This is a genomic window from Vagococcus penaei, assembly GCF_001998885.1.
Lineage (GTDB): Bacteria > Bacillota > Bacilli > Lactobacillales > Vagococcaceae > Vagococcus > Vagococcus penaei.
On sequence record NZ_CP019609.1, the window covers coordinates 79,000 to 104,968 of the forward strand.

The window sequence follows — 25,969 nt, forward strand, 5'->3', positions numbered from 1 at the left end:
ATGAGTGAACATCAAAGAGTTCAAGAGTTAACACTTGAAGAAGTCATGGGTGATCGATTTGGTCGATATTCAAAATATATTATTCAAGAACGTGCATTGCCAGACATTCGTGATGGGTTAAAACCAGTTCAACGACGGATTTTATTTTCAATGAACAAAGATGGTAATACTTTTGAGAAAGCATTTAGAAAGTCAGCAAAATCAGTAGGTAACATCATGGGTAATTATCATCCACATGGTGATAGTAGTATCTATGAAGCGATGGTTCGAATGAGTCAAGATTGGAAATTACGGGAGCCGTTAATTGAAATGCATGGTAATAACGGTAGTATGGACGGTGATCCGCCTGCTGCTATGCGTTATACAGAGGCAAGACTATCTAAATTAAGTGGTGAATTATTACAAGATATCGATAAAGAAACTGTCGAATTTGTATGGAATTTTGATGATACTGAAAAAGAACCAACAGTGTTACCTGCAAGGTATCCTAACCTTTTAATTAATGGATCAACGGGAATTTCAGCTGGTTATGCAACGGAAATTCCTACTCACAATTTAGGTGAAGTTATTGATGGGACGATTTATCTAATTGATCATCCAAATGCGACTTTAGAAAAATTAATGGAATTTATTCCAGGTCCAGATTTTCCAACTGGTGGTATCTTACAAGGGAAAAAAGAACTAAAAAAAGCTTATGAGACTGGAAAAGGTAAGGTTAATTTACGTTCTAAAACGTCAATAGAACCTTTAAAAGCGGGACGTGAACAAATTGTTGTTATGGAAATTCCTTATGAAGTTAATAAGGCTAGCCTCGTTAAAAAAATTGATGAAATTCGCTTAAATAAAAAAGTTGAAGGGATTTCTGAAGTGCGTGATGAAAGCGACCGTACAGGCTTAAGAATAGTAATTGAATTAAAAAAAGAAGTTGATGCATCAGGAATTTTGAACTATTTATTTAAAAATACTGATTTACAAATTAACTATAATTTTAATATGGTAGCTATTAATCGATTACGCCCAGAACAAGTTGGTCTAATAGCGATTTTGAAAGCATATATTGACCATCGAGAGCAAGTAATTCGAAAAAGAAGTCAATATGATTTGAAAAAAGCAAAAGCACGATTACATATTGTTGATGGCTTAATTAAAGCTTTGTCAATTTTAGATCAAGTGATTGCTGTCATTCGTGGTAGTAAAAATAAAAGAGATGCTAAGTTGAATTTGATGACTCAGTTTGAATTTACGGAAGAACAGTCAGAAGCTATTGTATCCCTACAATTATATCGTTTAACTAATACAGATATCACAGCCTTGGAAAAAGAATCAGCTGATTTACATCAACAAATCGCTTTATTAAATGAAATTTTAGGTAATGATAAAGAATTATTTAAGTTAATGAAAACTGAGTTACGTCAAGTTAAAAAAAGTTATTCTTCTGAACGTTTAACCCGGTTAGAGGATACAATTGAAGAGATTACTATTGAGACCTCAGTATTAATTCCTCAAGAAGATGTTATGGTAAGTATCACACGTGAAGGCTACTTGAAACGCAGTAGTTTACGCTCTTATAATGCGTCAAAAGAAGATGATATAGAAATGAAGGATACTGATTATCTGATGTTTAGTGGTCAGTTGAATACTCATGATAATTTATTATTGTTGACAACAAAAGGGAATATGATTTATCGCCCTGTCTATGAATTAACTGATAAAAAATGGAAAGATGTCGGTGAGCATTTTTCTCAAACTATCAATAATTCAGTGCTAAATGAGCAAATATTAGCAGTCTTCCCGTTTGCTCAGATTGATGAACAGGCTCAATTTGTATTAATGACACGTGAAGGAATGATTAAACAGACCTTGATGTCAGAATTTACTATGTGGCGAACTTATAAGAGTCGCTCTTCCCTAGCAATTAAGTTGAAATCTGATACTGATATCGTCGTAGCAGCAGAATTGATCAAATCAACGGATAAAAAAGATGTTCTTTTAGTGACCAATCAAGCTTATGGATTATTGTTTGATTTATCTGAAGTTCCTTGTGTTGGTGCAAGAGCAGCTGGAGTCAAAGGAATTAATTTAAAAACAGCAGATTTTGTTGTTAGTGGTACTTTAATCGAAAGAGGGACATCACCGACAGTTACAATTGTTACAAATCGTGGATCATTGAAGCGCATGAAAGTCTCAGAATTAAGTAAATTAAGTCGTGCAAAACGCGGGTTAATGGTATTAAAAGAGCTGAAAAACAATCCGCATCGAGTGATTAATGCTTTTTTAGATGATAAATTAACGACAATTATCATTGTCGATGAAAAAGGCCAAGATTATTTGATTGATTTATCTAAAGTACCAATTAATGATCGTCAATCAAATGGCTCCAGTTATACAGATGCTAATGTAAGTTCTGTATTATTTGAAAATCAGTAATAAATGAACGAAAAACCCGCTTATTTAAAAGATAAGTGGGTTTTCTGTTATACATAATTTTTTCACAAACTATACTGTTATAGTACAGTTTTCTGATAAAAATCATACATTAAAATTAAGGTGTAAACTCTCTTTATATGTTGGTGCATAAGGCTTTTGTTTATTTTGTGTTTTTTTTAACACAATTTGTATTTTTTTAACTATAACACTTGAAAACGATTGTATTTGTGTTATACTGAATTTGTTAAAAGAAAACGAAATTTAAACTTTAAAAACTAATGATGAACAAAATTTAAGGAGGTTTCTCAGCATGAGAAAACAATGGGACGGCTTTAACGGTGGAAAATGGGAAACAAGTGTCGATGTCAGAGATTTTATTCAAGCTAATTATACTGAATATCAAGGTGATGATTCATTTTTAGTAGGACCAACTAATAGCACAAATAAACTGTGGACAAAATTACAAGAATTATTTGATGTTCAACATGAGAAAAATGGTGTGTATGACATGGATACTAATATTCCTGCAACCATTACTTCTCACGAACCTGGTTATTTAATTAAAGAAGAAGAAAAAGTTGTTGGTTTGCAAACTGATGTACCTTTAAAACAAGCGTTTATGCCATTTGGTGGAATTAATATGGCAAATCATGCTTTAGAAGCAAACGGTTACGACACTGATGCTGAGATGACTAAAATCTTTACTGAGTGGAGAAAAACACACAATCAAGGTGTTTTTGATGCTTATACTCCTGAAATGCGAGCTGCTCGTAAAAACAAAATTATTACTGGACTACCAGATGCTTATGGTCGTGGACGAATTATTGGTGACTACCGCCGTTTAGCGTTATATGGAATCAACTACTTAATTGCAGAAAAGAAAAAAGATTTAGCTAATGTAGGTAACAAAGTAATGACAGATGATGTAATTCGCTTACGCGAGGAAGTTTCTGATCAAATTAAAGCGTTACAAGATATTAAAGAAATGGCAACTTACTATGGATTTGATATTTCTGAACCTGCTAAAGATGCTAAAGAGGCAACACAATGGTTATACTTCGGTTATCTTGCAGCCATCAAATCTCAAAATGGTGCGGCAATGTCAATTGGTCGTATCTCTGCTTTCTTAGATATTTATATTCAACGTGATATTGAAAATGGTGTATTAACTGAAAGTGAAGCACAAGAAATCATTGACCACTTAATCATGAAATTACGTATGGTATCATTTGCACGTACACCAGATTACAATCAATTATTCTCTGGATACCCAATTTGGGCTACATTATGTGTAGCTGGTATGGGCTTAGATGGACGTTCATTAGTCACAAAAAATGATTTCCGTATTTTACACACATTAACTAATATGGGACCATCTCCAGAACCAAACTTAACTGTTTTATACTCATCACATTTACCTGAGGGCTTTAGAACTTTTGCTGCACGTATTGCTAAAGAAAGTTCATCAATTCAATTTGAAAACGATGATTTACTACGTGCTAACTGGGGATCTGATGATTGTGGTATCGCTTGTTGTGTGTCTGCAACTGTTATTGGTAAAGATATGCAATTCTTCGGTGCACGTGCTAACTTAGCAAAAGCTGTCCTTTATGCTATCAATGGTGGCGTTGACGAAATGACTAAAGTGCAAGTAGCACCTAAATTCCGTCCAATGACTGGAGACGTTTTAGAATATGACGAGTTTATCGAACGTTTCAAAGACATTTTAGATTGGTTGGCAGAATTATATGTAAACACATTAAATGTTATTCATTACATGCACGATAAATATGCATATGAAGCACCACAGTTAGCCTTTATGGATACTAATTTAAAACGAACATTTGCAACTGGTATTGCGGGTATTTCACACGCAACTGATAGTATTATGGCAATTAAACACGGTCATGTTGAAGTTATTCGTGATGAAAATGGCTTAGCAATTGACTATGTACCAACAAATGAATTCCCAACTTATGGTAATGATAATGAAGAAGCTGATGCAATGGCTAACTGGATTTTAGAATACTTTATGACACAAATTAAACGTCAACATACTTACCGTAACTCTACACCATCAACATCATTATTAACGATTACATCAAATGTTGTTTATGGTAAAGCAACTGGTAATACACCAGATGGACGTCGTGGTGGAAAACCATTAGCTCCTGGTGCTAATCCAAGTTATCAAGATGGTAAATTCTTAGGTGAAAAGAATGGTTTATTGGCGTCACTAAATTCAACAGCTCGCTTAAACTATAAAAATGCTTTAGATGGTATTTCTAATACACAAACAATTAATCCAAATGGTTTAGGTAAAGATGATGATACTCGTATTGCTAATTTACGTAATGTAATGGATGGTTATTTTGACAAAGGTGGCTACCATTTAAATGTTAACGTCTTTACAAAAGACTTATTATTAGATGCTCAAGCGCATCCTGAAAAATATCCAAACTTAACAATTCGTGTATCTGGATATGCGGTTAAATTCCGTGATTTAACTCCAGAACAACAAGCAGACGTGATTTCTCGTACTGCTCATGATAGAATGTAATTAGAAAAATAAAAGTAAGAGATGGCTGGCTAAGGTTAGTCATCTTTTTTTAGATAAGGAAAGTGATAATTATGACTGAACAAGTAACAGGTAGAATTCATTCCACAGAAAATTTTGGGACAGTAGATGGACCAGGTGTTCGCTTTATCGTCTTTATGCAAGGGTGTAAAATGCGTTGCCAATTTTGCCATAATCCGGATACATGGAAAATTGGTGGTGGGAAAGAAGTTGCACCTGATGAGATTTTAGCCGAAGCACTTAAATTTAAAAGTTATTGGGGAAAAGATGGTGGAATTACCGTCAGTGGTGGTGAACCGTTACTACAACCAAAATTTATCACGGAATTATTTAAAAAGGCTAAAGCTTTAGGGATTCATACAACGATTGACACATGCGGTCGACCATTTACATATGATGAACCATTCTTTAGTGAGTTTAAAGAATTAATGAAATATACTGATTTGCTATTATTCGATTTAAAGCATATAGATAATGAAGGTCATAAAATTTTAACGATGAATCCGAATGATAGTATTCTTGAAATGGCTCATTACTTGTCCGAAACCAATCAACCAGTTTGGATTCGTCATGTATTAGTTCCTGAAAGAACGGATTATGATGAGTATCTAATTCGCTTAGATGAATTTATTAAAACTTTAAATAATGTTGACAAAGTCGAAGTGTTGCCATATCATACAATGGGCGTGTTTAAATGGGAAGATATGGGCTTAGAATATCCCTTAAAAGGTATTCCCACACCAAGTGATGAAAGAGTTGAAAATGCGAAAAAATTATTACATGTTGATGAATATCAAGGTTATTTAACTCGTTAAATAGAATTTGTTTTTAAAAGGGATGATTATTAGTGGTTATTAAGAGTAAAGTATTGTACACTAGACTTATTAAATGAGTACTTTATTGAGGAGAGTGTTTTACACTATGTGTACAAGTATTTTTACCACATCATCTGATCAGAAATATTATTTGGCTCGGACTATGGATTTTGCTGTTCCTTTAGAGTCAAGACCGGTTTTTGTCCCTCGTCAATTTTCGTGGGTATCAGAGAGTGAGAACAACTATCAAAACCGCTATGCTTTTGTTGGGACTGGTAGCAAGATTGCTGAAACGCACTTATTAGCTGATGGCGTTAATGAAAAAGGCTTATCAATGGCAGAATTATATTTCACGGGTGAAGCAACCTATCATGCAGAGAAGGCTGACACGAAAATTAATTTGGGTCCTCATGAATTGATTACATGGGTCTTAGGTCATGTAGCGACGATTGAGGAGTTGAAAAAAATTGTAGAGAACATCCATCTTATTGATATTCCAGTGCCCCTAATACAAGCAACGGTTCCGCTACATTTTGTCGTTTCTGATGTGACTGGGGAATCAATTGTATTAGAGTCAAATCAGTCAGGTGGTGAGTTGTTAGTTAAACCTAATGTCCTCAGTATTATGACAAATAGCCCTGAACTTGAGTGGCACTTAAAGAATGCTCGTCATTATTTAGCGATTCAAAATCATTCATTAGCAGAAGTAACTATTGGTCCCGTAAGTTTAAAACCAACAGGACTAAGTTCTGGTACGTTTGGCCTTCCAGGCGGGTATACGTCATCTGAACGTTTTATACGATCAACTTATTTACGCCATACAATGACTTGGCCTGAATCAGGTCCAGCGATGATTTATCAAATCATTCATTTGTTAGATAGTGTTACGCTACCAAAAGGCTCTGTTGTCAATGAGCAAGGACTGTATGATTATAGTCAGTATAAGGCAATTATGAGCAACAATGATTTAACTTATTACTATCAAGCATATGGAACCAATTCTATTGATAGCATTAATTTAAAAGATTTACTAACGACAGATAAATTAAAAGTATTTGATATTGATAAATCTGTTATCATCAGTAATTTAATTAAATAAATTTGTTTTCTAGGGTTCCGTAAAGATTAATATCTTTAGTCTGGTCCGAGAGAAAACCATAGTTACGACTATGACACGGAAGGATAAAAGCCTGGGAGATGTATGAGAAATCTTACATTTCCTAGGCTTTTTTTAATTTATTAACTTAAAGATAGGGGAAAAAATAATGAAGAATCCATGGGTACAAGTTTTAATTGCATCTATATTTGAGGTGAGTTGGGTGATTGGCTTGAAACATGCCAATTCCTTAATTGAATGGATAGGGACGCTAATTGCCATTTTTTTGAGTTTCTATTTAATGATTAAAGCCGGTGAAAAAATTCCAGTTGGAACAGTTTATGCGGTCTTTGTTGGTCTTGGAACAGTCGGGACGACAGCAGTTGGTGCAATTCTTTTTAACGAAACAGTTACGATGACTAAATTATTTTTTATTTTATTATTAATTAGTGGAGTCATTGGTTTAAAAGCGTCAACAAAAGAAAAAACAAAGGAGATGAATTAAAATGGTCTGGGTTAGTTTAATTTTTGCAGGGATTTTTGAGATGTTAGGTGTAAATGCTATTAATGCGTATTTAAAACAACGTAAGTTAATTAAGATGGTTCCTTTAGTTGGCTTTTTTTTACTTAGTTTTATTTGTTTGAATTACTCAATGAATACTTTACCAATGAGTACAGCATACGCTGTTTGGACAGGAATTGGAGCCTCTGGTGGTGCGATTTTAGGTATTATACTATATGGTGAACCTAAAAATGCGAAACGTTTATTTTTTATTGGTTTGATTTTAGTTTCAGCGATTGGCTTAAAAATAATTTCGTGAAGAACTATTACTCCCTTGTAGTTGTATGTTATAATACGCTTTAGGAATTACTTAATATTGGAGGAAATAGATTATGTCAAAAGTTTTAGTATTTGGACATCAAAATCCCGATACAGATGCAATCACGTCTGCCATTTCGTTTGCTTACCTACAAAAAGAATTAGGTATCAATGCAGAGGCGGTAGCTTTAGGATCAGTAAATGAGGAAACAGCTTACGCTTTAGAATATTTCAATACAGAGGCACCTAGAATTATTGAAACGGTTGCTAATGAAACTAACCAAGTTATGTTAGTTGACCACAATGAAGCGCAACAAAGTGTGTCAGATATTAAAGAGGTTGATATTTTAGCGGTTGTCGACCATCACCGAATTGCTAACTTTGAAACAGCTAACCCTTTATATTACCGAGCTGAGCCGGTAGGTTGTACCAACACTATCATCTTGAAATTATTTAAAGAAAATGGAATAGCAATTCCTAAACAGATTGCTGGCTTGATGCTATCTGCAATTATTTCAGATTCTTTATTATTTAAGTCACCAACTTGTACTGAAGAAGATATCAAAGCAGCGAAAGAATTAGCCATGATTGCTGAGGTTGATTTAGAAGTATATGGTTTAGCAATGTTAAAAGCTGGAACTAATCTAGCAGATAAAACAGCTGTTGAATTAATTAATTCTGATGCAAAAAGTTTCCCAATGGGTGACCAAAATATTCGTATAGGTCAAGTGAATACTGTTGATGTCATGGATGTATTATCACGTCAAGTGGAAGTAGAAGCAGCGATGAAAAAAGAAATGGCTGACAATAATTACGACTTATTCATCTTAGTTATCACAGATATTTTAGCAAGTGATTCTGTCGTTTTAGTTGTAGGTGACTCTTACAATAAAGTTGAAGAAGCCTTTAATGTTAAATTAGATAATCATACTGCTATTTTAAAAGGTGTTGTGTCACGCAAAAAACAAGTTGTACCGCCTCTAACGACTGTATTCAATTAACTATTGACTTCCAAGGGCTCGCTCTTGGAAGTTTTTTATTAGAAAGTAGAGGATAATATGTTAAAATTTCAAACTAATTTAAGTAAGACTAAATTGTTAACTTATGAGCAAAATCCGTTCTTTCTTGCAATTATTACTTATTTAGCCAATCACCGTGATAGCTTGATAACTCTCCGTGATATTAAACGAGAATTTCCAGAGTTAGTGGCTGTTGAGACATTCATTGAGCCGCTAATAGAATCTGGCTTGATTGAGCGTCATCAAGGAACATATCGCTTAGGCATTGCGTATTATTCTACAAAAGATATTGAGCAACAAGTTATTCAGGTTGAACAAGTGTTTGAAGAATATAATGAGTTGATTAATAATTGGTTGAATCATCTGTCTATTGATATCCCGGTATCTCAACAGCATTCAGCGATTTTAGAATCTGTGTTCATGACATTCTTGCAAGTACAACAATCGTCTTTTTATGAAGACAATTTAATTATTGACCGTTGGCGTTTATATCCGATTAAACGTCAGTGTTTAGAAGAAGAGCTCTTTAATTGGATTTTTTATACTCCATACTACCAAGAAGCTTCTAACCAGTATAATTTGTATGATTATTTTAAATTTTTAACACTAAATGATACCGAATTTCCAAATTCATTATTAGATACGTATCGGAAGATTGGCGATGTAAATCCTCATTTCTTTTTTCATCATGTTGAACGAAAACTTAAACGTATCTTAAAAGGCAGAACAAAAACTTCAAGTCAGCGTGATGTGCTGATGGAAACCTTGATTGATTTTGATTACTTATCTCTCTCTGATGGTCACTATCAGCCTCAATTTTTATTCATTGAAGATACCGCCAAATTTGTGTTACCAACTGAGGTCAAAAATGCATTAGATGATGTGATTATGCCACAGATGATTGATGAGAAAGCTTTTATTATTAGTAGTTGCTTATTGGATTGGTTAATCCAAAGAAGTTGGCTTATATCACCTGTTACTTCACTGCCTATATTAGTAAAGGCATAAATATTGGTAACCTCTTATTTTTACTATAAACTATAACTACAATAGTTTTAGAAGGGGAGAACAAGATATGTTTCAAAAAGTAACAGAGTTAACAAATTTGAAAGAGTTAATTAGACAAGAGGAATTGGTTATGATTTATTTTAGCCAACCATCATGTAGTGTGTGTCATGGCTTGAAGCCTCAGGTTGAAAAACGTTTGGTAAAATATACAGAAAAAATTAAATTTTTAGAAGTTAATGTATTAGATATTCCTGAGGTGGCTGGTGAATACCAAATCATGACTATTCCGGTAATTTTATTATTTTACCGGGGATCAGAGTATATGCGTAAAGCTCGAATTATTCCTTTAGATGATTTAGAAAAGAGTGTTCAAAAAATTGTTGAAGGTGCAACTGGTGTATTAGAATAAAAAAGAAGGACGTGTAAATAAATATGAAACGCATGATTATGTTTATTGTGATGTTACTAATTGTTGGTTTTGGTGGTTATTTTTATTATCAGCAACAAGCTAAACCAAAAGCACCTGATAAAGTAGCAACAGATACGGGAACGCAAGAAATTCAATCAGCTGATTTAGCTGAGTATTCTAAACAAGCACAAGAGTATGAAAAAAAATTCAAATTTAATGATGTGTTTGATTCATGGGATGCATTAAACGATGCAGAAGGTGACGATGATAGCTATACATTAGATAAGTATCCTGACAAAAAGCTATTTCTCGAATATGCAGCGAAACAAGAAGATGGTAAAATTGTTGCTGTCTTTAGCGATAAAAAGCCCGACTCAACCCAAAATACAGAAGATAAGTAAATCTAGGAGGACATGCATGAACCAACTTAAGTTAACGATTACGGACGAATCAGGTCGAATTGACAAAGTACTTGCCGATTCATTTAAAGATTTTTCGCGTTCACAAATTCAATCATGGTTAAAAAATCAATTAGTCGAGGTTGATGGGAGTAGTATTAAAGCTAACCATAAAGTAAAACCGGGTGAAATAATCCGTGTGACAATTCCTGAACCGGAAATATTGGATATGGTACCACAAGATATTCCTCTGGATATTTTATTTGAGGATGATGATGTCATTGTTGTGAACAAACCACAAGGTATGGTTGTTCATCCGTCAGCTGGACATCCGGATAATACATTAGTCAATGCTTTGCTTTTTCATGCTGATCATTTGTCAGCAATTAATGATGTGATTCGCCCAGGGATTGTACATCGGATTGATAAAGATACATCCGGCTTACTGATGGTCGCTAAAAACAATCATGCGCATGAGTTTTTAACTGAGCAATTAAAAGAAAAAAAACCATTAAGAAAATATATTGCCTTAGTTCATGGTGTGATTCCCCATGATAAAGGGACAATCAATGCACCTATTGGTCGTAGTAAAGATAATCGTCAAAAGCAGGCAGTAGTTAGTGAAGGAAAGCCAGCTGTTACACATTTTCAAGTTTTAGAACGATTTGATGAATTCACATTAATCGAATGTGAATTAGAAACAGGAAGAACGCATCAAATTCGTGTCCATTTGAAATACATTGATTATCCAATTGCTGGCGATCCTTTATATGGACCACGGAAGACATTATCAGGCAATGGACAATTTCTACATGCGAAAACAATCGGGTTCGAGCACCCAACAACACATGAAGATATGCTTTTTTCAGTGGAAGAGCCTGAAATTTTTAAAGAAACACTAACTAATTTAAGAAAAAAGATTGATTTTTAAAGCAAAATAAGGTAAAATTACTTTAATAATTAAATACGATTCCTTTAAGAATAGTCCAGAGAGGCTAAGAAGGTGAATGTGTTAATGAACTTACTGCTGAGTGCATGATTGGGTCATTAATAATCTTTATGAGAACATTTCCTCCTATCCTTGACTGGGTAGGAGTTTTTTTATTGGAAAATAAGCGTAAACCAGGAGGAAAAAACCGTGAAACAAAAAGAAGTTGTGGATACAACAACCATGAAACGTGCGATTACACGAATTACCTATGAAATCATTGAACGCAACAAATCAATTGATAACATCGTATTAGTTGGTATTAAAACACGGGGTATCTATTTAGCCCAACGTATTGCGGAACGCTTAGAGCAGTTAGAAGGGCATCAAGTACCAGTTGGTGAACTTGATATTACTTTGTATCGTGATGATAACCATCAGACCAACCATAATGATGCAACGGTTCATGCATCAAATGTTCCCTTTTCATTGGAGGACAAGGAAGTCATTTTGGTTGATGACGTGATTTATACTGGTCGGACGATTCGGGCTGCTTTAGATGCCTTAATGGATTTAGGCCGTCCTAATAAAATTTCATTAGCGGTTTTAGTGGATCGTGGTCACCGAGAGTTACCCATCCGCGCAGATTATGTCGGAAAAAATATTCCAACGTCTAAAAAAGAGCAAGTCATTGTACAAGTTCAAGAAGTGGATGGACAGGATAGCATTTCGATTAAATCTGAAGACTAAAAGAATAGCTTTTTAATCGAGTACAGAGAGACTTGGAAAAGCGGCAAATCAAAAGGACACATATGTTGTGGCCTCTAACTTGTTGTATACCTCGTTTCGATAATCGAAACGAGGATTTTTTTGTATAAAGGGGAAAAGAAAATGAAAAAAGATGTATTTCGTAATGAGGACGCTGTGATTGATATTCATGAAAGACCCTCAGGAGTTAAATGGTTAGGTCTAAGTTTACAGCATTTATTCACCATGTTTGGAGCAACTGTTTTGGTCCCAATTTTAGTCGGTATTAATCCGGGTATTGCACTATTCAGTTCAGGTTTGGGAACTATTGTTTACTTAATAGTTACAAAAGGTAAAATTCCTGCTTATCTAGGCAGTAGTTTTGCTTTTATTGCGGCAATGCAGATGCTGATGGAGACAGATGGATACCCTGCTATTGCTCTAGGAGCTTTGACAACGGGTTTAGTTTACTTAGTTGTTTCAATGATTGTTAAAAAAGTTGGATCTGCTTGGTTAGATAAAATTTTACCAGCAATCGTTGTGGGGCCGGTAGTTATGGTTATCGGTTTAGGTTTAGCTGCTAATGCCGCTAGTCAAGCAATGTATCAAAATCTACCAGATGGCTCACAATTATATAATGTTAAATACATTGCTGTGGCTATTATTACTTTAGTCTTGACTGTCATTTTTAATATGTACTTAAAAGGTTTTCTAGGATTAATTCCAATATTACTAGGTATTGTCTGTGGCTATATTGTCGCGTTATTATTCGGCATTGTCGACACACAACCTATTGCTGAAGCTGCTTGGTTTGCTATACCAAACTTTCAAGCACCATTTGTAACGTATACACCCAAATTTTATTTGACCGCCGTCTTAACGATGGCTCCAATTGCCTTTGTGACGATGACAGAACATATTGGCCACTTGATGGTTTTGAATAAATTAACGAAACGTAATTTTTATAAAGAGCCTGGTTTACACAAAACCTTAATGGGAGACGGCTTAGCTCAAATCGTCGCTGGTCTAGTTGGTGGACCTCCAGTAACTAGTTATGGTGAAAATATCGGGGTTTTAGCTATTACACGAGTACATAGCGTATTCGTTATCGGTGGAGCGGCTGTTTTAGCAATGGTATTAGGCTTTGTTGGAAAATTAAGTGCACTAATTCAAAGTATTCCTGGTCCAGTCATTGCAGGTATCAGTTTTATCTTGTTCGGTGTGATTGCATCAAGCGGATTGAAAATTTTAATCGATAATAAAGTTGATTTTAATGCTAAGCGTAATCTACTAATCGCGTCTGTGATTTTAGTTGTCGGGATTGGTGGATTAACCTTTAAAGCTGGACCAGTTGCAGTCTCAGGTATGGCATTAGCAACCGTTTTTGGAATTATTATGAATTTAGTTTTACCACAAGTAGCAAAAAGTGAAGAGGAATAAGTACAGATTATAAATAGGGGGCAAAGCCAGTGATTCGAACATCAGAACAAATTAGTTTAAAACATCTTCTTACAGCGGAGTCATTAAGTGATCAAGAAGTGATGGGATTAATTAAACGAGCTCAGGAATTCAAGAAAGGCGCTCGTTCCAACTTGCCGAATGAACAATTTTTTGTCGCTAATTTATTTTTTGAAAACAGTACGAGAACGCATAAAAGTTTTGAAGTAGCAGAAAAGAAATTAAATCTAGATGTCATTGAATTTGATGCTAAAACAAGCTCTGTATCTAAAGGTGAATCACTGTATGATACCGTCTTAACGATGTCAGCAATTGGTGTACAAGCTTGCGTGATTCGACATTCTCAAGAAAATTATTACAATGATTTAATTCAAAGTAAAACCATCACGACATCTATTATCAATGGTGGTGATGGTAGCGGTAATCATCCTACACAGTGTTTACTTGATTTATTGACTATCTATGAAGAGTTTGGTTATTTTGACCAGTTAAATATCGCAATTTGTGGTGATTTATCACATTCACGCGTGGCCAACTCAAATATGAAGATGTTAAAACGTTTGGGTGCTAATTTGTTCTTTTGTGGACCTAGCGAGTGGTATAACAAGAAATATGAAGCATATGGGACGTATGCAACGATTGATGAGTTGGTGGGTAAAGTTGATGTGATGATGATGCTACGTGTTCAACACGAAAGACATGATTCAGATGAAGGATTCTCAAAAGAAACCTATCATCGAGAATACGGACTAACTAATGAGCGTGCTAAAAAAATGTTAGAGCATGCGATTATTATGCATCCGGCACCAGTCAACCGTGATGTCGAGTTAGCCGATGAACTGGTTGAATCCTATCAATCAAGAATTACACAACAAATGACGAATGGCGTATTTATGCGAATGGCAATTTTAGAAGCAATTTTAGATGGAAAGGCTTAGGTGACATGAAAATGACTACATTAATTAAGAATGGTCGTATTATAAATAATCGTAACGAATTAAAACAAGTTGATCTGTGGCTTGCAGATGGAAAAATTAAAGGGATTGGAAATTTTACACCTGAGCAAGTGTCAGCGAATAAAGTTATTGATGCTAATCAAGGTTTAATTACACCTGGTTTAGTTGATGTCCATGTTCACTTTAGAGAGCCTGGTTTTGAATATAAAGAAACAATTGCTACTGGAAGTTTATCAGCAGCTAAAGGTGGCTTTACAACTGTTTGTGCCATGCCTAATTTAAATCCTGTACCTGATTCAGTTGAGAATTTTAACTATGTTAATCAATTAATTGAAAAAGATTCTATAGTGAACATCTTGCAATACGCATCGATTACGAATGGGTTGAAAAGTGAAGAACTAGTTGACTTTAAGGGACTAAAAAATGCGGGTGCTTTTGCTTTTACTAATGACGGTGTCGGTGTTCAGACAGCTGGTACAATGTATCTAGCAATGAAAGCTGCTGCTGAGCTAGGTATGGCGATTGTCGCACATACTGAAGACGAGTCACTATTGTTTGGTGGGGTTATGCATAAAGGAAAAGTTGCAGAATCTTTAGGGTTACCAGGTATAATGAGTGCCACTGAGTCCTCACAAATTGCCAGAGATGTCCTATTAGCAAAAGAAACAGGTGTCCACTATCATGTGTGTCATGTATCCACTAAAGAGAGTGTGGAAGTGATTCGACAAGCCAAACGTCAAGGCATTAATGTCACGTGCGAGGTCTGTCCACATCACCTGATTATGTCTGAACAAGATATAACGTGTGATCATGGTCACTTTAAAATGAACCCACCATTAAGAGCGATAGAAGATCAACAAGCACTTATCGCTGGGCTTTTAGATGGCACCATAGATTGTATTGCAACAGATCATGCACCGCATAGCCATGATGAAAAAAATCAAAGCATGCTTGATGCACCGTTTGGAATTATCGGTAGTGAAACAGCTTTTCAGCTAATGTACACACATTTTGTTAAACCAGGTATCTTTTCATTAACAGATGTTGTTTATTGGTTGACTGATGCTCCAGCTCGACTATTTAATTTACCTGTTGGCACATTAGATATTGGTTCAGCTGCAGATCTTGTGATTTTTGACTTAGAAACAGAAAATATCATTAGTGAAGACTTTGTGTCAAAATCAAATAATACGCCATTCATTGGTGAGAAGGTATATGGTGAGACGCTTTATACTTTTGTTAATGGTCATCTAGTCTGGGAAAAAGGTGGAAAGTCAGAATGAAACGTTTATTAATTTTAGAAGATGGTACCTGTTTTGAAGGTGAAGGTTTTGGTGCACCAGGTGTTGCAACAGGTGAAGTCGTCTTTACTACCGGTATGAGTGGTTACCAAGAAGTATTAACAGATCCTAGTTTTAAAGGCCAATTAATTATGTTTACTTATCCATTGATTGGTAATTATGGTATCAATCGAGATGATTTTGAAGCTATGTTACCAGCGTGTACTGGTGTGATTGTTCGTGAGGTTGCCCGCTTAGCATCCAATTGGCGTAGTCAAATGACACTTGATCAATTTTTAAAGCAGAAAGGCGTTCCAGGGATTTCAGGAATTGACACGCGTGCGTTAACAAAAAAAATTCGTGAAGCTGGTACGCTAAAAGGAAGTATTATTGATGTTGTGCCTGATTTAGCTCATGAGTATGATCAATTGAAAGCCACTGTATTGGCTAAGACGCAAGTTCAACAAGTTTCAACGACAAAAGCTTATACAATTCCTGGTAAAGGGAAAAAAGTAGTAGTGATTGATTTTGGAATGAAACAGAGCATTTTAAGAGAGTTAATTAATCGCCAGTGTAACATTACAGTAGTACCTTATAATTATTCTGTTGAGGATATTTTAACCTTAGTCCCTGATGGTATTATGTTATCCAACGGTCCTGGTGATCCTAAAGATATTCCTCAGGTTTTAGAGACAATCAAAAGTTTACAGACTAAAGTACCAATTTTTGGTATTTGTTTAGGCCATCAGTTATTAAGTCTAGCTAATGGTGCAGATACATACAAATTAACCTTTGGGCATCGTGGTAGTAATCACCCAGTCCGTGAGGTAGCGACTGGTCAAATTTTCTTTACTGCTCAAAATCATGGTTATGCAGTATCTGAAGAAAGTCTAGAAGAGACAGATTTAATGCTAACACATATTGAAATTAATGATGGCACAGTTGAGGGTGTTAAGCATAAAAAATACCCTGTCTTCTCAGTCCAGTTTCATCCAGATGCTGCCCCTGGACCACATGATGCACTAGCAATTTTTGATGAATTTATTGAATTAATGGATAATTGGGGGAATCAAGATGCCAAAAAGAACAGATATTAAGAAGATTTTAGTGATTGGCTCTGGACCAATTATCATCGGTCAGGCTGCTGAATTTGACTATGCGGGAACACAAGCATGTTTAGCTTTGAAGGAAGAAGGATATGAGGTTATCTTGATAAATTCTAACCCAGCAACAATTATGACAGATAAGGGGATTGCAGATAAAGTTTATATCGAGCCAATAACCATTGAATTTGTCTCGAAAATTTTACGTAAAGAGCGTCCTGATGCTATTTTACCAACTCTTGGAGGCCAAACGGGTCTTAATATGGCCATGACCTTATCTGCTAGTGGCTTGTTAGATGAATTAAATATTGAACTACTTGGTACTAAATTAACAGCAATTGACCAAGCGGAAGACCGTGATTTATTTAAGCAGTTGATGGAAGAATTAAATGAACCGATTCCTGATAGCGTGATTGTTCATTCTGTCACTGAAGCACTAGCATTTGGCGAAAAAATTGGCTACCCGCTAATCGTTCGTCCAGCTTTTACATTAGGCGGAACTGGTGGCGGTATGTGTGCAGATGCAACGGAACTTATTGCAATCACAACGAATGGCTTAGCATTGTCTCCAGCTAATCAATGTCTAATTGAAAAAAGTATTGCGGGCTATAAAGAAATTGAGTTTGAAGTCATGCGTGACTCAGCCGATAATGCGATTGTTGTCTGCCATATGGAAAATTTTGATCCAGTTGGAATTCATACAGGTGATTCAATTGTTTTTGCACCCTGTCAAACATTATCAGATGTTGAAATTCAATTATTGAGAGATGCCTCACTTAAAATTATCAGAGCGCTAAAAATTGAAGGAGGCTGTAATGTCCAACTAGCTTTAGATCCAGACAGTTTTAATTATTATATTATCGAGGTAAATCCTCGCGTGTCACGTTCATCTGCTTTAGCGAGTAAAGCAACGGGGTTTCCGATTGCTAAAATTGCGGCTAAAATTGCGATTGGTTTAACACTCGATGAAATGAAAAATCCGGTGACGGAAACAACTTACGCTATGTTCGAACCAACACTCGATTATATTGTATCTAAAATACCACGTTGGGCTTTTGATAAATTTGAAAAAGGTGACCGTTTACTGAGTACCCAAATGAAAGCAACGGGTGAAGTTATGGCTCTTGGTCGAACGTTAGAAGAGTCGCTATTAAAAGCTGTTCGTTCACTAGAAATTGGTACTTGTCACATTGAGATAGATGAATTAAAATCGCTGAGCGATGACACTCTAACGCATGGTATTGTTTATGCCCAAGATGATCGGTTGTTTTATGTTTCAGAAGCCTTGCGTCGTGGATTCACAATTGAAGATATTGCCCAGTTGACTAAAATTGATTTATTTTTCTTAGATAAGTTATTGCATATTATCGAAATAGAACAAGAGCTAAAAACCAACCCACAAGATTTAGCCAGTTTAAAGAAGGCAAAGAAATATGGTTTTACTGATAAGTATATTGCGAAACTCTGGGAGACCCATGAGCCAGTCGTTACCCAATTACGTAAAGATGCTAACGTACTACCTGTTTATAAAATGGTGGATACGTGCGCGGCTGAGTTTGACTCTAAGACACCTTATTTTTATAGTAGTTATGATTACGAGAATGAAAGTCTAGTGACTACCAAACCATCAGTACTTGTACTGGGCTCCGGACCAATCCGAATCGGTCAAGGGGTTGAGTTTGATTATGCGACAGTTCATTCAGTTAAAGCTATTCAAGAAGCTGGCTATGAGGCTATTATTATGAACAGTAATCCAGAGACAGTTTCCACAGATTTTTCCATCTCGGATAAACTTTATTTTGAACCATTAACACTAGAAGATGTGATGAATGTAATCAATTTAGAACAACCGATTGGGGTAATCGTTCAATTTGGTGGGCAAACAGCAATTAATTTGGCTGAAGGTCTGACGAAAAATGGTGTCACAATTATCGGTACAAGTATTGAAGACTTAGATCGTGCAGAAAATCGTGATAAATTTGAACGCGCATTAACGGAATTAAATGTCCCTCAACCAAAAGGTAGTACGGCTACGAATAAAATCGATGCAGTGCGTATTGCTGAAGATTTAGGATACCCTGTACTCGTTCGCCCAAGCTATGTCCTAGGGGGACGTGCGATGGAAATTGTATGGTCAACCAAAGATTTGGAACGCTACATGGAGGAAGCCGTTAAAGCCTCTCCGGAGCATCCAGTCTTAATTGATCGTTACTTGATGGGGGTCGAATGTGAAGTTGATGCGATTAGTGATGGTCAGAATGTCTTAATTCCAGGTATTATGGAACATATTGAGCGCGCAGGTGTCCATTCAGGTGACTCGATGGCAGTGTATCCTCCACAAAATTTATCTGAAGCAATTACGGAAAAAATTGTCGATTACACGAAACGCTTGGCTGTTGGCCTACGATGTAAAGGAATGATGAATATTCAGTTTATTATTCACGAAGATGACGTTTATGTTATTGAAGTCAACCCACGTGCTAGCAGAACGGTACCGTTTTTAAGTAAGGTCACAGGTATTCCAATGGCCCAAGTTGCGACACAGCTGATTCTAGGTAAAACGTTAGGTGAACTAGGTTATGAACCAGGACTTTATCCAGAAGCGAAACAAATTCACGTTAAGGCACCAGTCTTCTCTTTTGCTAAATTACATCAAGTTGATACTAACTTAGGACCAGAGATGAAATCGACTGGTGAAGTGATGGGCTCTGATAGTACATTAGAAAAAGCTCTTTATAAGGCTTTTGAAGCGAGTGGCATGCATTTGCCTGACTTTGGTTCTGTTCTACTAACGGTTGCCGATGATGCAAAAGAAGAAGCCTTACAATTGGCTAAACGTTTTCATGCAATTGGGTACGGTTTGTTGGCGACAGAAGGTACGGGCAATTACTTAATGAGTCACGGGCTAGAAGTTGATATTGTTGGTAAACTTGATACAGATGACGAAAATAATATTTTAACAGTTATTCGGTCTGGTCGTTGTCAACTAGTAATTAATACCACTGGAAAAGACTCAACGACTGCAAGTGATGGTTTTAAAATTCGTCGTCAAGCAGTTGAGGCTAGTGTGCCTTTGATGACATCATTAGATACTGCAGATGCAATTTTAAAAGTTTTAGAAGCAAGAAGCTTTTCAGTCGTCACACTATAATAATTGTTAAGGGGAGAATTAGGCATGCTACAAGAGAATATGCTAGTAAAAAAACAAGTCGAAATTGCTCGAAATATTTATGAATTAACATTAGCTGGGGACTTAGTTCACGAGATGGAGCAACCAGGTCAATTTCTTCATCTGAGAGTCCCACGCTCTGATTTACTCTTACGACGACCAATTAGTTTGGCGGAGATTAATCAAGCAGATAAGACTTGTAAGCTGATTTACCGAGCAGATGGAGACGGCACGCAAGTCTTGCGTCAAGTAATGACAAATGAGACCATCGATGTCATTGGCCCTTTAGGAGTTGGCTTTGATACTTCAATGGTAGCACCTGGGGACAGAGTATTTATTATCGGTGGTGGTATCGGTGTTCCCCCGCTATATCAACTTGGTAAAGAGCTGGCTGAAAAACAAGCTAACTGTGTATTTTTGTTAGGATTTGGAACAAAATCAGCTATTTTTTATGAAAAAGAATTTTCTAAACTAGGCGTTGTTATGATGGCGACGGATGATGGATCATATGGTCAAAAAGGGCATGTTGGACATTTGATTCATCAAGCTAAACAAGTTTATGAGAGTCCTAAAGCAGTCTATGCATGTGGCCCAACCCCTTTATTACGCAGTGTTGAAACGGTTTTTGATACCCATCCGCATACGTATGTTTCCTTAGAAGAACGTATGGCATGTGGTGTTGGGGCATGTTACGCTTGTGTGTGTCAATCAAAAAAAGATCCAACTAAAAATAAAAAAGTGTGTGACGAAGGTCCAGTATTTAAAACGGGAGACGTGATAATATGAGCCGATTAGCAGTATCTTTACCTGGACTAGAGTTGAAAAATCCAATTATTCCAGCTAGCGGCTGTTTTGGTTTTGGCGAAGAGTATGCCAAATATTATGACTTAAGCCAGTTAGGAGCCATTATGGTAAAAGCAACAACGTATGAGATGCGCTATGGGAATCCAACCCCTCGTGTAGCTGAAACCCCTAGTGGCATGCTAAATGCGATTGGTCTGCAAAACCCTGGCTTAGAAGTGGTCATGGCTGAAAAATTACCGGCACTCGAATCTTATGACGTGCCAATCATTGCAAATGTTGCAGGGTCAACAGAAGAAGATTATGTCAAAGTTTGCGAGCGTATTGGAGAGGCTCCGAATGTCAAAGCAATTGAACTAAATATCTCTTGCCCGAATGTTAAAGAAGGTGGAATCGCCTTTGGTACCAGTGCAGAAATTGCGGCACAATTAACTCGTGCGGTGAAAAAAGTTGCTAGTGTTCCAGTCTATATTAAATTATCTCCCAATGTTACCAATATTGTTCCTATTGCTCAGGCAGTAGAGGCTGCTGGTGCGGATGGCATTACAATGATTAACACTCTACTAGGTATGCGACTTGATTTAAAAACTCGTCAACCGGTCTTAGCAAATGGCACTGGAGGCCTGTCTGGTCCTGGGATTAAACCTGTCGCCATTCGTATGATTCATCAAGTATCACATGCCGTAACCATTCCGATTATTGGAATGGGAGGTGTAGCGACGGTTGATGACGTTATTGAAATGTATTTAGCGGGAGCGAGTGCAGTTGCAGTAGGGACGATGAACTTTACTGATCCATATATCTGTCCAAAATTAATCCAAGGATTACCAAAGCGAATGGATGAATTAGGGATTGAAACATTAGAACAATTAATTCAAGAAGTGAAGGAGAGTAGAAGATGAATCGACCGATTATTGCGTTAGATTTCCCAAATAAACAGACTATCCAGCAATTTTTACAGTTGTTTCCAACCGATGAAGCATTATTTGTCAAAGTGGGAATGGAGATTTTTTACCAAGAAGGGCCAGAGATTGTCAGATGGTTACGTTCATTAGGTCATGATGTTTTTCTTGATTTAAAACTGCATGATATCCCAAACACGGTCCGTTCAGCAATGCGCAACTTGGCTGGGCTTGATATTCAGTTGACAAATGTTCATGCGGCAGGTGGTAAAGAAATGATGTCCCAAGCGTTACTTGGTTTGCAGGAAGGTACCAAAGAAAATAGAACGATACCAAAATTAATTGCCGTAACACAATTAACCTCAACTAGTGAAGAACAAATGCAACATGATCAATTAATGACGTGTTCTCTGGAAGAAAGTGTGCTACATTATGCGAAAATGACTCAAGAAGCTGGTTTGGCGGGGGTCGTTTGTTCTGCTTTAGAATCTCGAGCGATTAAGGAGCAGACTAATCAGAATTTTATTTGTTTAACTCCAGGTATTCGCCCAAGCAATACCAATATAGGTGACCAAAAACGTGTGGTTACACCCCAACAAGCAAAAGAAAATGGAGCGACTTATATTGTTGTAGGACGCCCAATTACGCAATCAGCTAACCCTTACGAAGCCTATGTGGCCATCAAAAATGACTGGAATGGAGTAAATTAACTATGAAACATATTGCTAAAGAATTACTAGCTATTGAAGCTGTTACATTGAGTCCAAAAAATCCTTATACATGGGTAAGTGGTATTAAAAGCCCGATTTACTGTGATAATCGTATTACAATGAGTTATCCTTATGTTCGTCAAGAAATTGCTAAAGCATTAGCAAAGACGATTCTTCAAATGTATCCAGATGTCGAAGTAATTGCTGGAACAGCAACCGCAGGTATTCCTCATGCAGCTTGGGTAGCTGAAGAATTGAATTTACCAATGGTTTATATTCGTGGCAAAGCGAAAGATCATGGGAAACAGAACCAAATTGAAGGACGAATTACACCAAAACAGAAAATGGTCATTATTGAAGATTTAATTTCAACAGGTGGTAGTGTGATCGAAGCTGCAGAAGCAGCACAAAAAGAGGGGGCAGAAGTATTAGGTGTGGCTGCTATTTTCAGTTACCAATTACCTAAAGGACTTGCTAATTTTGAAAAAAGTGGCTTACCATTTTATACGTTAACGAATTATACGGAATTATTAGAAGTAGCATTGGATAAAAAGTACATTAACTCAGAAGAATTGACCTTGTTACAAGAGTGGAAAGAAGCACCTGAAGAGTGGCATCAATCTGTCTAGTCAGTTTACATACAGATTGAGGTTCAAAAGAGGAACCTAATTACTAATAAATAAAAAAATTAATTTAAAATGAGAATTTCTTATAGACATTCTCATTTTTTTGTTGTATTGTTTTTAACAAGAAGTAACTTGTACAAACATTATAAGATGAAAAGGGATGAGATTGAATGATTAATATTGCAATTATTGGCTATGGAAACTTGGGACGTGGAGTGGAAAAGGCAATTAAGAAAAACAATGACATGACATTAGTCGGTATTTTTACAAGACGTCAACCAGAGACGGTAACAGCTGAAACTGCTAAAGTATATTCAATGGATGACCTTTTCATAATGAAAGATGACATTGATGTATGTATTTTATGTGGTGGTTCAGCAACTGACTTACCTAAACAGACACCTGAGTTAACAGAGCAATTTAATACAATTGATAGCTTTGACACACATGCAAATATTCCTACACATTTTGATCGAGTGAATAAAGTGGCTAAACAGAAAGAAACGGTGTCGATCATTTCCATCGGTTGGGACCCAGGTTTATTTAGTGTTAATCGCTTATATGCGGAGAGTATTTTACCAGATGGTGAAACACTAACATTTTGGGGAAAAGGTGTCAGTCAAGGGCATAGTGATGCTCTACGTCGATTAGATGGCGTGCAAGATGCCATTCAATATACCATTCCTAATGATGCCATTATTGAACGCCTAAAGACAGGGGAGTCATTGGACCTAACTACGCGTGATAAACATACACGTGAGTGTTACATTGTGCTTGAAGAAGGTGCAGATGAAACACGTATTCGGGAGCAAATTGTAACAATGCCTAATTACTTTGACGAGTATGATACAACGATTCATGTCATCTCACAAGAAGAATTAGAAAAGAATCATAAACAAAAGATGCCACATGGTGGGAAAGTTTTACGTGTAGGTCAAACATCAGCTGAAAACAAAGAGGTTTATGATTTTTCTCTTGCACTAGATAGTAACCCTGAATTTACTGCTAGTACACTTGTTGCCTATGCTCGTGCAGCAGCAAGACTAGCTAAAGAAGAACGCTTTGGAGCCTACACGATTTTTGATATTGCACCAAGCTATATCTCACCATTCTCTGCTGACGAATTACGTCAACGTCTATTATAATAGTTAGCCAAATATCTGGTTGATTTTATCTATTAATCATGAAATCCTTCTGTCTTCAGTTGATTTGCGTTATAATCTTATTTATAGATAACAATTAACTACCAGAAAAAGGAGTGCTTGGTTATGTATGATACAAACGAGAAACAATTTAAATGTGACCGTTGTAAAAAGGCCATCGGTACAGCTGAAAAGTGTTGGACAAAGTGGCAATTTCCTCCCAATGTGAATGCTTTTCAAGATAAATCAATTAAAGCACTAGAATATCAAAATGCTCCAATTATTTGTTTAGCTTGTTCAGAGCAAATAATGACAGAATCCTATTAGGTTCGATAAAACTAAAAGCTCTCAGAATTTTCTGAGGGTTTTTATTATAAGGGAATCATTTTTGAAAAAATATTAATAAAAATGATATCAATAATTTGTTAGTTAATTATTGATATCATTTTAATTGTTTAGTTAATTTAGACGGAGGTATCGGTATGGAAAGAGAGACACTGTTAAAGTATCTTGAATTAGCTTTAATGAATTTGAATTCTCAGAAATCTTTTAGATTTAATATTGAATGTGAATTAATCAGACTGATGAATTTGTATTCAGAAGAAGAAATTAATGAAAAAATCAAGAATATTACGTATCATTTAAAAAACTAATCTAATTGGTTTAGACATGATAAGGCCTATTTTGCTAATTGAAAACAGTCTCTTAATTAATGAAATAACTAGGAGGATAAAAATATGATACATTATAAAGAAGATAAGCAAATTACACGAAAAGATTTAAATCAAATTTACACTAGTGTTGGCTGGTTAGCTTATACAAACGATATGGATAACTTAGAGCAAGCGGTGAGTTGTTCATTGTCAGTTATAAGTGCTTGGCATGAGGATAAATTAGTTGGTTTAATTAGAGTTGTCGGTGATGGATACACTATTGTATATATTCAAGATATTCTTGTTCATCCCAATTACCAAAACAAACATATCGGGACCAACTTAATGATTAGAATACTAGCCAACTACCCATCGGTGAGACAGAAAGTTTTACTAACTGAGGATGCACTTAATGTTAGACATTTTTATGAAAAATTTGGCTTTTCTTCTTGTGATAAAGGTCAGGCTGTTGCTTTTTATAAAGAATTTTAGTGAATGTAGCTTAAAATAACGCGTGTATCTTTTAGTTAGGTATTTAAAAGGAGATTTAATTATGACTGAATTAGAATCACCCTTAGAAATTGAAAAATTCATAAGAAGTAATGGAGATATGCCAAAATCTAATTATTTTGTAGCTGAAAAAAGTTGGAGACCTTCTTTACAATTAAGAGGTAGTGGTACATACATATGGTCTTATTTTAGCAGAAAACCATATCTCTTAATTTTTACTGAAAAGGAATTAATACTTCATAATTATTGGGGAGAATTGAAGGATAAAAATAGGCATATTCCATTGAAAGAGATTAATAATTTTTATATTGAAAAATTAACACCATTTAATGAATACTGCCTTAGTTTTGAGTGTGAAAAAAGTTCTATTTTTATATTACAAGCAAAGAAAGTATTCTAGATAAAATTAGTGAT

26 protein-coding genes and 1 riboswitch are annotated in these 25,969 nt (G+C 35.8%); all 26 genes read left to right on the forward strand.

Going from position 1 to position 25,969, the window contains the following annotated elements; translation table 11 throughout:
- The 26 genes from parC to BW732_RS00485 all read left to right on the forward strand — a co-directional run bounded on the left by parC (position 1) and on the right by BW732_RS00485 (position 25,955).
- Positions 1 to 2,427, forward strand: coding sequence for a DNA topoisomerase IV subunit A (gene parC, locus BW732_RS00365; protein WP_077274927.1), 2,427 nt, complete (start codon positions 1 to 3; stop codon positions 2,425 to 2,427).
- A 310-nt stretch (positions 2,428 to 2,737) separates the two neighbouring features.
- Positions 2,738 to 4,987, forward strand: coding sequence for a formate C-acetyltransferase (gene pflB, locus BW732_RS00370; RefSeq protein WP_077274928.1), 2,250 nt, complete (start codon positions 2,738 to 2,740; stop codon positions 4,985 to 4,987).
- A gap of 71 nt (positions 4,988 to 5,058) precedes the next feature.
- On the forward strand, positions 5,059 to 5,820 hold the full coding sequence (pflA, locus tag BW732_RS00375; RefSeq protein WP_077274929.1) for a pyruvate formate-lyase-activating protein: 762 nt from the start codon (positions 5,059 to 5,061) through the stop codon (positions 5,818 to 5,820).
- 106 nt (positions 5,821 to 5,926) lie between these two features.
- Positions 5,927 to 6,919: a choloylglycine hydrolase family protein gene (locus tag BW732_RS00380; protein WP_161485486.1), complete on the forward strand. Its 993-nt coding sequence runs from the start codon at positions 5,927 to 5,929 to the stop codon at positions 6,917 to 6,919.
- Positions 6,918 to 7,019, forward strand: a riboswitch (guanidine-I (ykkC/yxkD leader). Its footprint overlaps the gene before it by 2 nt.
- A gap of 66 nt (positions 7,020 to 7,085) precedes the next feature.
- Complete coding sequence (locus tag BW732_RS00385) at positions 7,086 to 7,421, forward strand: DMT family transporter (RefSeq protein WP_077274931.1); 336 nt, start codon at positions 7,086 to 7,088, stop codon at positions 7,419 to 7,421.
- 1 nt (position 7,422) lies between these two features.
- A complete protein-coding gene (locus BW732_RS00390) occupies positions 7,423 to 7,737 on the forward strand; it encodes a DMT family transporter (protein WP_077274932.1) in 315 nt (104 codons plus the stop codon).
- A 73-nt stretch (positions 7,738 to 7,810) separates the two neighbouring features.
- Complete coding sequence (locus BW732_RS00395) at positions 7,811 to 8,737, forward strand: manganese-dependent inorganic pyrophosphatase (RefSeq protein WP_077274933.1); 927 nt, start codon at positions 7,811 to 7,813, stop codon at positions 8,735 to 8,737.
- A 57-nt stretch (positions 8,738 to 8,794) separates the two neighbouring features.
- Entirely contained in the window at positions 8,795 to 9,763 is a 969-nt protein-coding gene (locus tag BW732_RS00400; RefSeq protein WP_077274934.1) for a DUF1803 domain-containing protein, read from the forward strand.
- A gap of 67 nt (positions 9,764 to 9,830) precedes the next feature.
- Positions 9,831 to 10,172, forward strand: coding sequence for a thioredoxin family protein (locus BW732_RS00405; protein ID WP_077274935.1), 342 nt, complete (start codon positions 9,831 to 9,833; stop codon positions 10,170 to 10,172).
- A gap of 23 nt (positions 10,173 to 10,195) precedes the next feature.
- The gene (locus BW732_RS00410) at positions 10,196 to 10,573 is read left to right on the forward strand and encodes an ABC transporter permease (protein WP_077274936.1); all 378 of its coding nucleotides are present in this window, start codon (positions 10,196 to 10,198) and stop codon (positions 10,571 to 10,573) included.
- Between the two features lie 16 nt (positions 10,574 to 10,589).
- Positions 10,590 to 11,501, forward strand: coding sequence for an RluA family pseudouridine synthase (locus tag BW732_RS00415; RefSeq protein ID WP_077274937.1), 912 nt, complete (start codon positions 10,590 to 10,592; stop codon positions 11,499 to 11,501).
- Between the two features lie 207 nt (positions 11,502 to 11,708).
- Positions 11,709 to 12,248 (forward strand): bifunctional pyr operon transcriptional regulator/uracil phosphoribosyltransferase PyrR, encoded by a 540-nt coding sequence (gene pyrR / locus BW732_RS00420; RefSeq protein ID WP_237301595.1) that lies wholly within the window; start codon positions 11,709 to 11,711, stop codon positions 12,246 to 12,248.
- 141 nt (positions 12,249 to 12,389) lie between these two features.
- A complete protein-coding gene (gene uraA / locus BW732_RS00425) occupies positions 12,390 to 13,685 on the forward strand; it encodes a uracil permease (RefSeq protein ID WP_077274939.1) in 1,296 nt (431 codons plus the stop codon).
- Positions 13,686 to 13,714: 29 nt separating this feature from the next.
- On the forward strand, positions 13,715 to 14,641 hold the full coding sequence (locus BW732_RS00430; protein WP_077274940.1) for an aspartate carbamoyltransferase catalytic subunit: 927 nt from the start codon (positions 13,715 to 13,717) through the stop codon (positions 14,639 to 14,641).
- Positions 14,642 to 14,652: 11 nt separating this feature from the next.
- Positions 14,653 to 15,942, forward strand: coding sequence for a dihydroorotase (locus BW732_RS00435; protein ID WP_077274941.1), 1,290 nt, complete (start codon positions 14,653 to 14,655; stop codon positions 15,940 to 15,942).
- Complete coding sequence (locus tag BW732_RS00440; RefSeq protein ID WP_077274942.1) at positions 15,939 to 17,036, forward strand: carbamoyl phosphate synthase small subunit; 1,098 nt, start codon at positions 15,939 to 15,941, stop codon at positions 17,034 to 17,036. The genes BW732_RS00435 and BW732_RS00440 overlap by 4 nt, the downstream gene beginning before the upstream one ends.
- Complete coding sequence (gene carB / locus BW732_RS00445; RefSeq protein WP_077274943.1) at positions 17,014 to 20,193, forward strand: carbamoyl-phosphate synthase large subunit; 3,180 nt, start codon at positions 17,014 to 17,016, stop codon at positions 20,191 to 20,193. Before BW732_RS00440 ends, carB begins: the two co-directional genes overlap by 23 nt.
- A 24-nt stretch (positions 20,194 to 20,217) precedes the next feature.
- Positions 20,218 to 20,997: a dihydroorotate dehydrogenase electron transfer subunit gene (locus tag BW732_RS00450; protein WP_077274944.1), complete on the forward strand. Its 780-nt coding sequence runs from the start codon at positions 20,218 to 20,220 to the stop codon at positions 20,995 to 20,997.
- Entirely contained in the window at positions 20,994 to 21,914 is a 921-nt protein-coding gene (locus tag BW732_RS00455) for a dihydroorotate dehydrogenase (protein ID WP_077274945.1), read from the forward strand. Before BW732_RS00450 ends, BW732_RS00455 begins: the two co-directional genes overlap by 4 nt.
- On the forward strand, positions 21,911 to 22,624 hold the full coding sequence (gene pyrF / locus BW732_RS00460; RefSeq protein WP_077274946.1) for an orotidine-5'-phosphate decarboxylase: 714 nt from the start codon (positions 21,911 to 21,913) through the stop codon (positions 22,622 to 22,624). The genes BW732_RS00455 and pyrF overlap by 4 nt, the downstream gene beginning before the upstream one ends.
- A gap of 2 nt (positions 22,625 to 22,626) precedes the next feature.
- Positions 22,627 to 23,253, forward strand: a complete 627-nt coding sequence (gene pyrE / locus BW732_RS00465; RefSeq protein ID WP_077274947.1) for an orotate phosphoribosyltransferase — start codon at positions 22,627 to 22,629, stop codon at positions 23,251 to 23,253.
- A 167-nt stretch (positions 23,254 to 23,420) separates the two neighbouring features.
- Positions 23,421 to 24,395, forward strand: coding sequence for a diaminopimelate dehydrogenase (locus tag BW732_RS00470; RefSeq protein ID WP_077274948.1), 975 nt, complete (start codon positions 23,421 to 23,423; stop codon positions 24,393 to 24,395).
- Between the two features lie 123 nt (positions 24,396 to 24,518).
- Positions 24,519 to 24,719, forward strand: coding sequence for a hypothetical protein (locus BW732_RS00475; protein ID WP_077274949.1), 201 nt, complete (start codon positions 24,519 to 24,521; stop codon positions 24,717 to 24,719).
- Between the two features lie 155 nt (positions 24,720 to 24,874).
- Entirely contained in the window at positions 24,875 to 25,045 is a 171-nt protein-coding gene (locus tag BW732_RS11455) for a hypothetical protein (protein WP_169834147.1), read from the forward strand.
- An 84-nt stretch (positions 25,046 to 25,129) separates the two neighbouring features.
- On the forward strand, positions 25,130 to 25,537 hold the full coding sequence (locus BW732_RS00480) for a GNAT family N-acetyltransferase (RefSeq protein WP_077274950.1): 408 nt from the start codon (positions 25,130 to 25,132) through the stop codon (positions 25,535 to 25,537).
- A 61-nt stretch (positions 25,538 to 25,598) separates the two neighbouring features.
- The gene (locus BW732_RS00485) at positions 25,599 to 25,955 is read left to right on the forward strand and encodes a hypothetical protein (protein ID WP_077274951.1); all 357 of its coding nucleotides are present in this window, start codon (positions 25,599 to 25,601) and stop codon (positions 25,953 to 25,955) included.
- The last annotated feature ends 14 nt before the right edge of the window (positions 25,956 to 25,969 follow it).

What these genes read in the sequence shown, in the direction of transcription:
- pflA (WP_077274929.1), top strand. Translation starts at nt 5,059, where the DNA reads ATGACTGAACAAGTAACAGGTAGAATTCATTCCACAGAAAATTTTGGG.
- BW732_RS00475 (WP_077274949.1), top strand. Translation starts at nt 24,519, where the DNA reads ATGTATGATACAAACGAGAAACAATTTAAATGTGACCGTTGTAAAAAG.
- pyrE (WP_077274947.1), top strand. Translation starts at nt 22,627, where the DNA reads ATGAAACATATTGCTAAAGAATTACTAGCTATTGAAGCTGTTACATTG.
- BW732_RS00405 (WP_077274935.1), top strand. Translation starts at nt 9,831, where the DNA reads ATGTTTCAAAAAGTAACAGAGTTAACAAATTTGAAAGAGTTAATTAGA.
- BW732_RS11455 (WP_169834147.1), top strand. Translation starts at nt 24,875, where the DNA reads ATGGAAAGAGAGACACTGTTAAAGTATCTTGAATTAGCTTTAATGAAT.
- BW732_RS00470 (WP_077274948.1), top strand. Translation starts at nt 23,421, where the DNA reads ATGATTAATATTGCAATTATTGGCTATGGAAACTTGGGACGTGGAGTG.
- BW732_RS00450 (WP_077274944.1), top strand. Translation starts at nt 20,218, where the DNA reads ATGCTACAAGAGAATATGCTAGTAAAAAAACAAGTCGAAATTGCTCGA.
- BW732_RS00480 (WP_077274950.1), top strand. Translation starts at nt 25,130, where the DNA reads ATGATACATTATAAAGAAGATAAGCAAATTACACGAAAAGATTTAAAT.
- parC (WP_077274927.1), top strand. Translation starts at nt 1, where the DNA reads ATGAGTGAACATCAAAGAGTTCAAGAGTTAACACTTGAAGAAGTCATG.
- BW732_RS00410 (WP_077274936.1), top strand. Translation starts at nt 10,196, where the DNA reads ATGAAACGCATGATTATGTTTATTGTGATGTTACTAATTGTTGGTTTT.
- BW732_RS00400 (WP_077274934.1), top strand. Translation starts at nt 8,795, where the DNA reads ATGTTAAAATTTCAAACTAATTTAAGTAAGACTAAATTGTTAACTTAT.
- BW732_RS00395 (WP_077274933.1), top strand. Translation starts at nt 7,811, where the DNA reads ATGTCAAAAGTTTTAGTATTTGGACATCAAAATCCCGATACAGATGCA.
- uraA (WP_077274939.1), top strand. Translation starts at nt 12,390, where the DNA reads ATGAAAAAAGATGTATTTCGTAATGAGGACGCTGTGATTGATATTCAT.
- BW732_RS00390 (WP_077274932.1), top strand. Translation starts at nt 7,423, where the DNA reads ATGGTCTGGGTTAGTTTAATTTTTGCAGGGATTTTTGAGATGTTAGGT.
- BW732_RS00380 (WP_161485486.1), top strand. Translation starts at nt 5,927, where the DNA reads ATGTGTACAAGTATTTTTACCACATCATCTGATCAGAAATATTATTTG.
- BW732_RS00440 (WP_077274942.1), top strand. Translation starts at nt 15,939, where the DNA reads ATGAAACGTTTATTAATTTTAGAAGATGGTACCTGTTTTGAAGGTGAA.
- BW732_RS00385 (WP_077274931.1), top strand. Translation starts at nt 7,086, where the DNA reads ATGAAGAATCCATGGGTACAAGTTTTAATTGCATCTATATTTGAGGTG.
- BW732_RS00435 (WP_077274941.1), top strand. Translation starts at nt 14,653, where the DNA reads ATGACTACATTAATTAAGAATGGTCGTATTATAAATAATCGTAACGAA.
- BW732_RS00415 (WP_077274937.1), top strand. Translation starts at nt 10,590, where the DNA reads ATGAACCAACTTAAGTTAACGATTACGGACGAATCAGGTCGAATTGAC.
- BW732_RS00485 (WP_077274951.1), top strand. Translation starts at nt 25,599, where the DNA reads ATGACTGAATTAGAATCACCCTTAGAAATTGAAAAATTCATAAGAAGT.
- carB (WP_077274943.1), top strand. Translation starts at nt 17,014, where the DNA reads ATGCCAAAAAGAACAGATATTAAGAAGATTTTAGTGATTGGCTCTGGA.
- pyrF (WP_077274946.1), top strand. Translation starts at nt 21,911, where the DNA reads ATGAATCGACCGATTATTGCGTTAGATTTCCCAAATAAACAGACTATC.
- pflB (WP_077274928.1), top strand. Translation starts at nt 2,738, where the DNA reads ATGAGAAAACAATGGGACGGCTTTAACGGTGGAAAATGGGAAACAAGT.
- BW732_RS00455 (WP_077274945.1), top strand. Translation starts at nt 20,994, where the DNA reads ATGAGCCGATTAGCAGTATCTTTACCTGGACTAGAGTTGAAAAATCCA.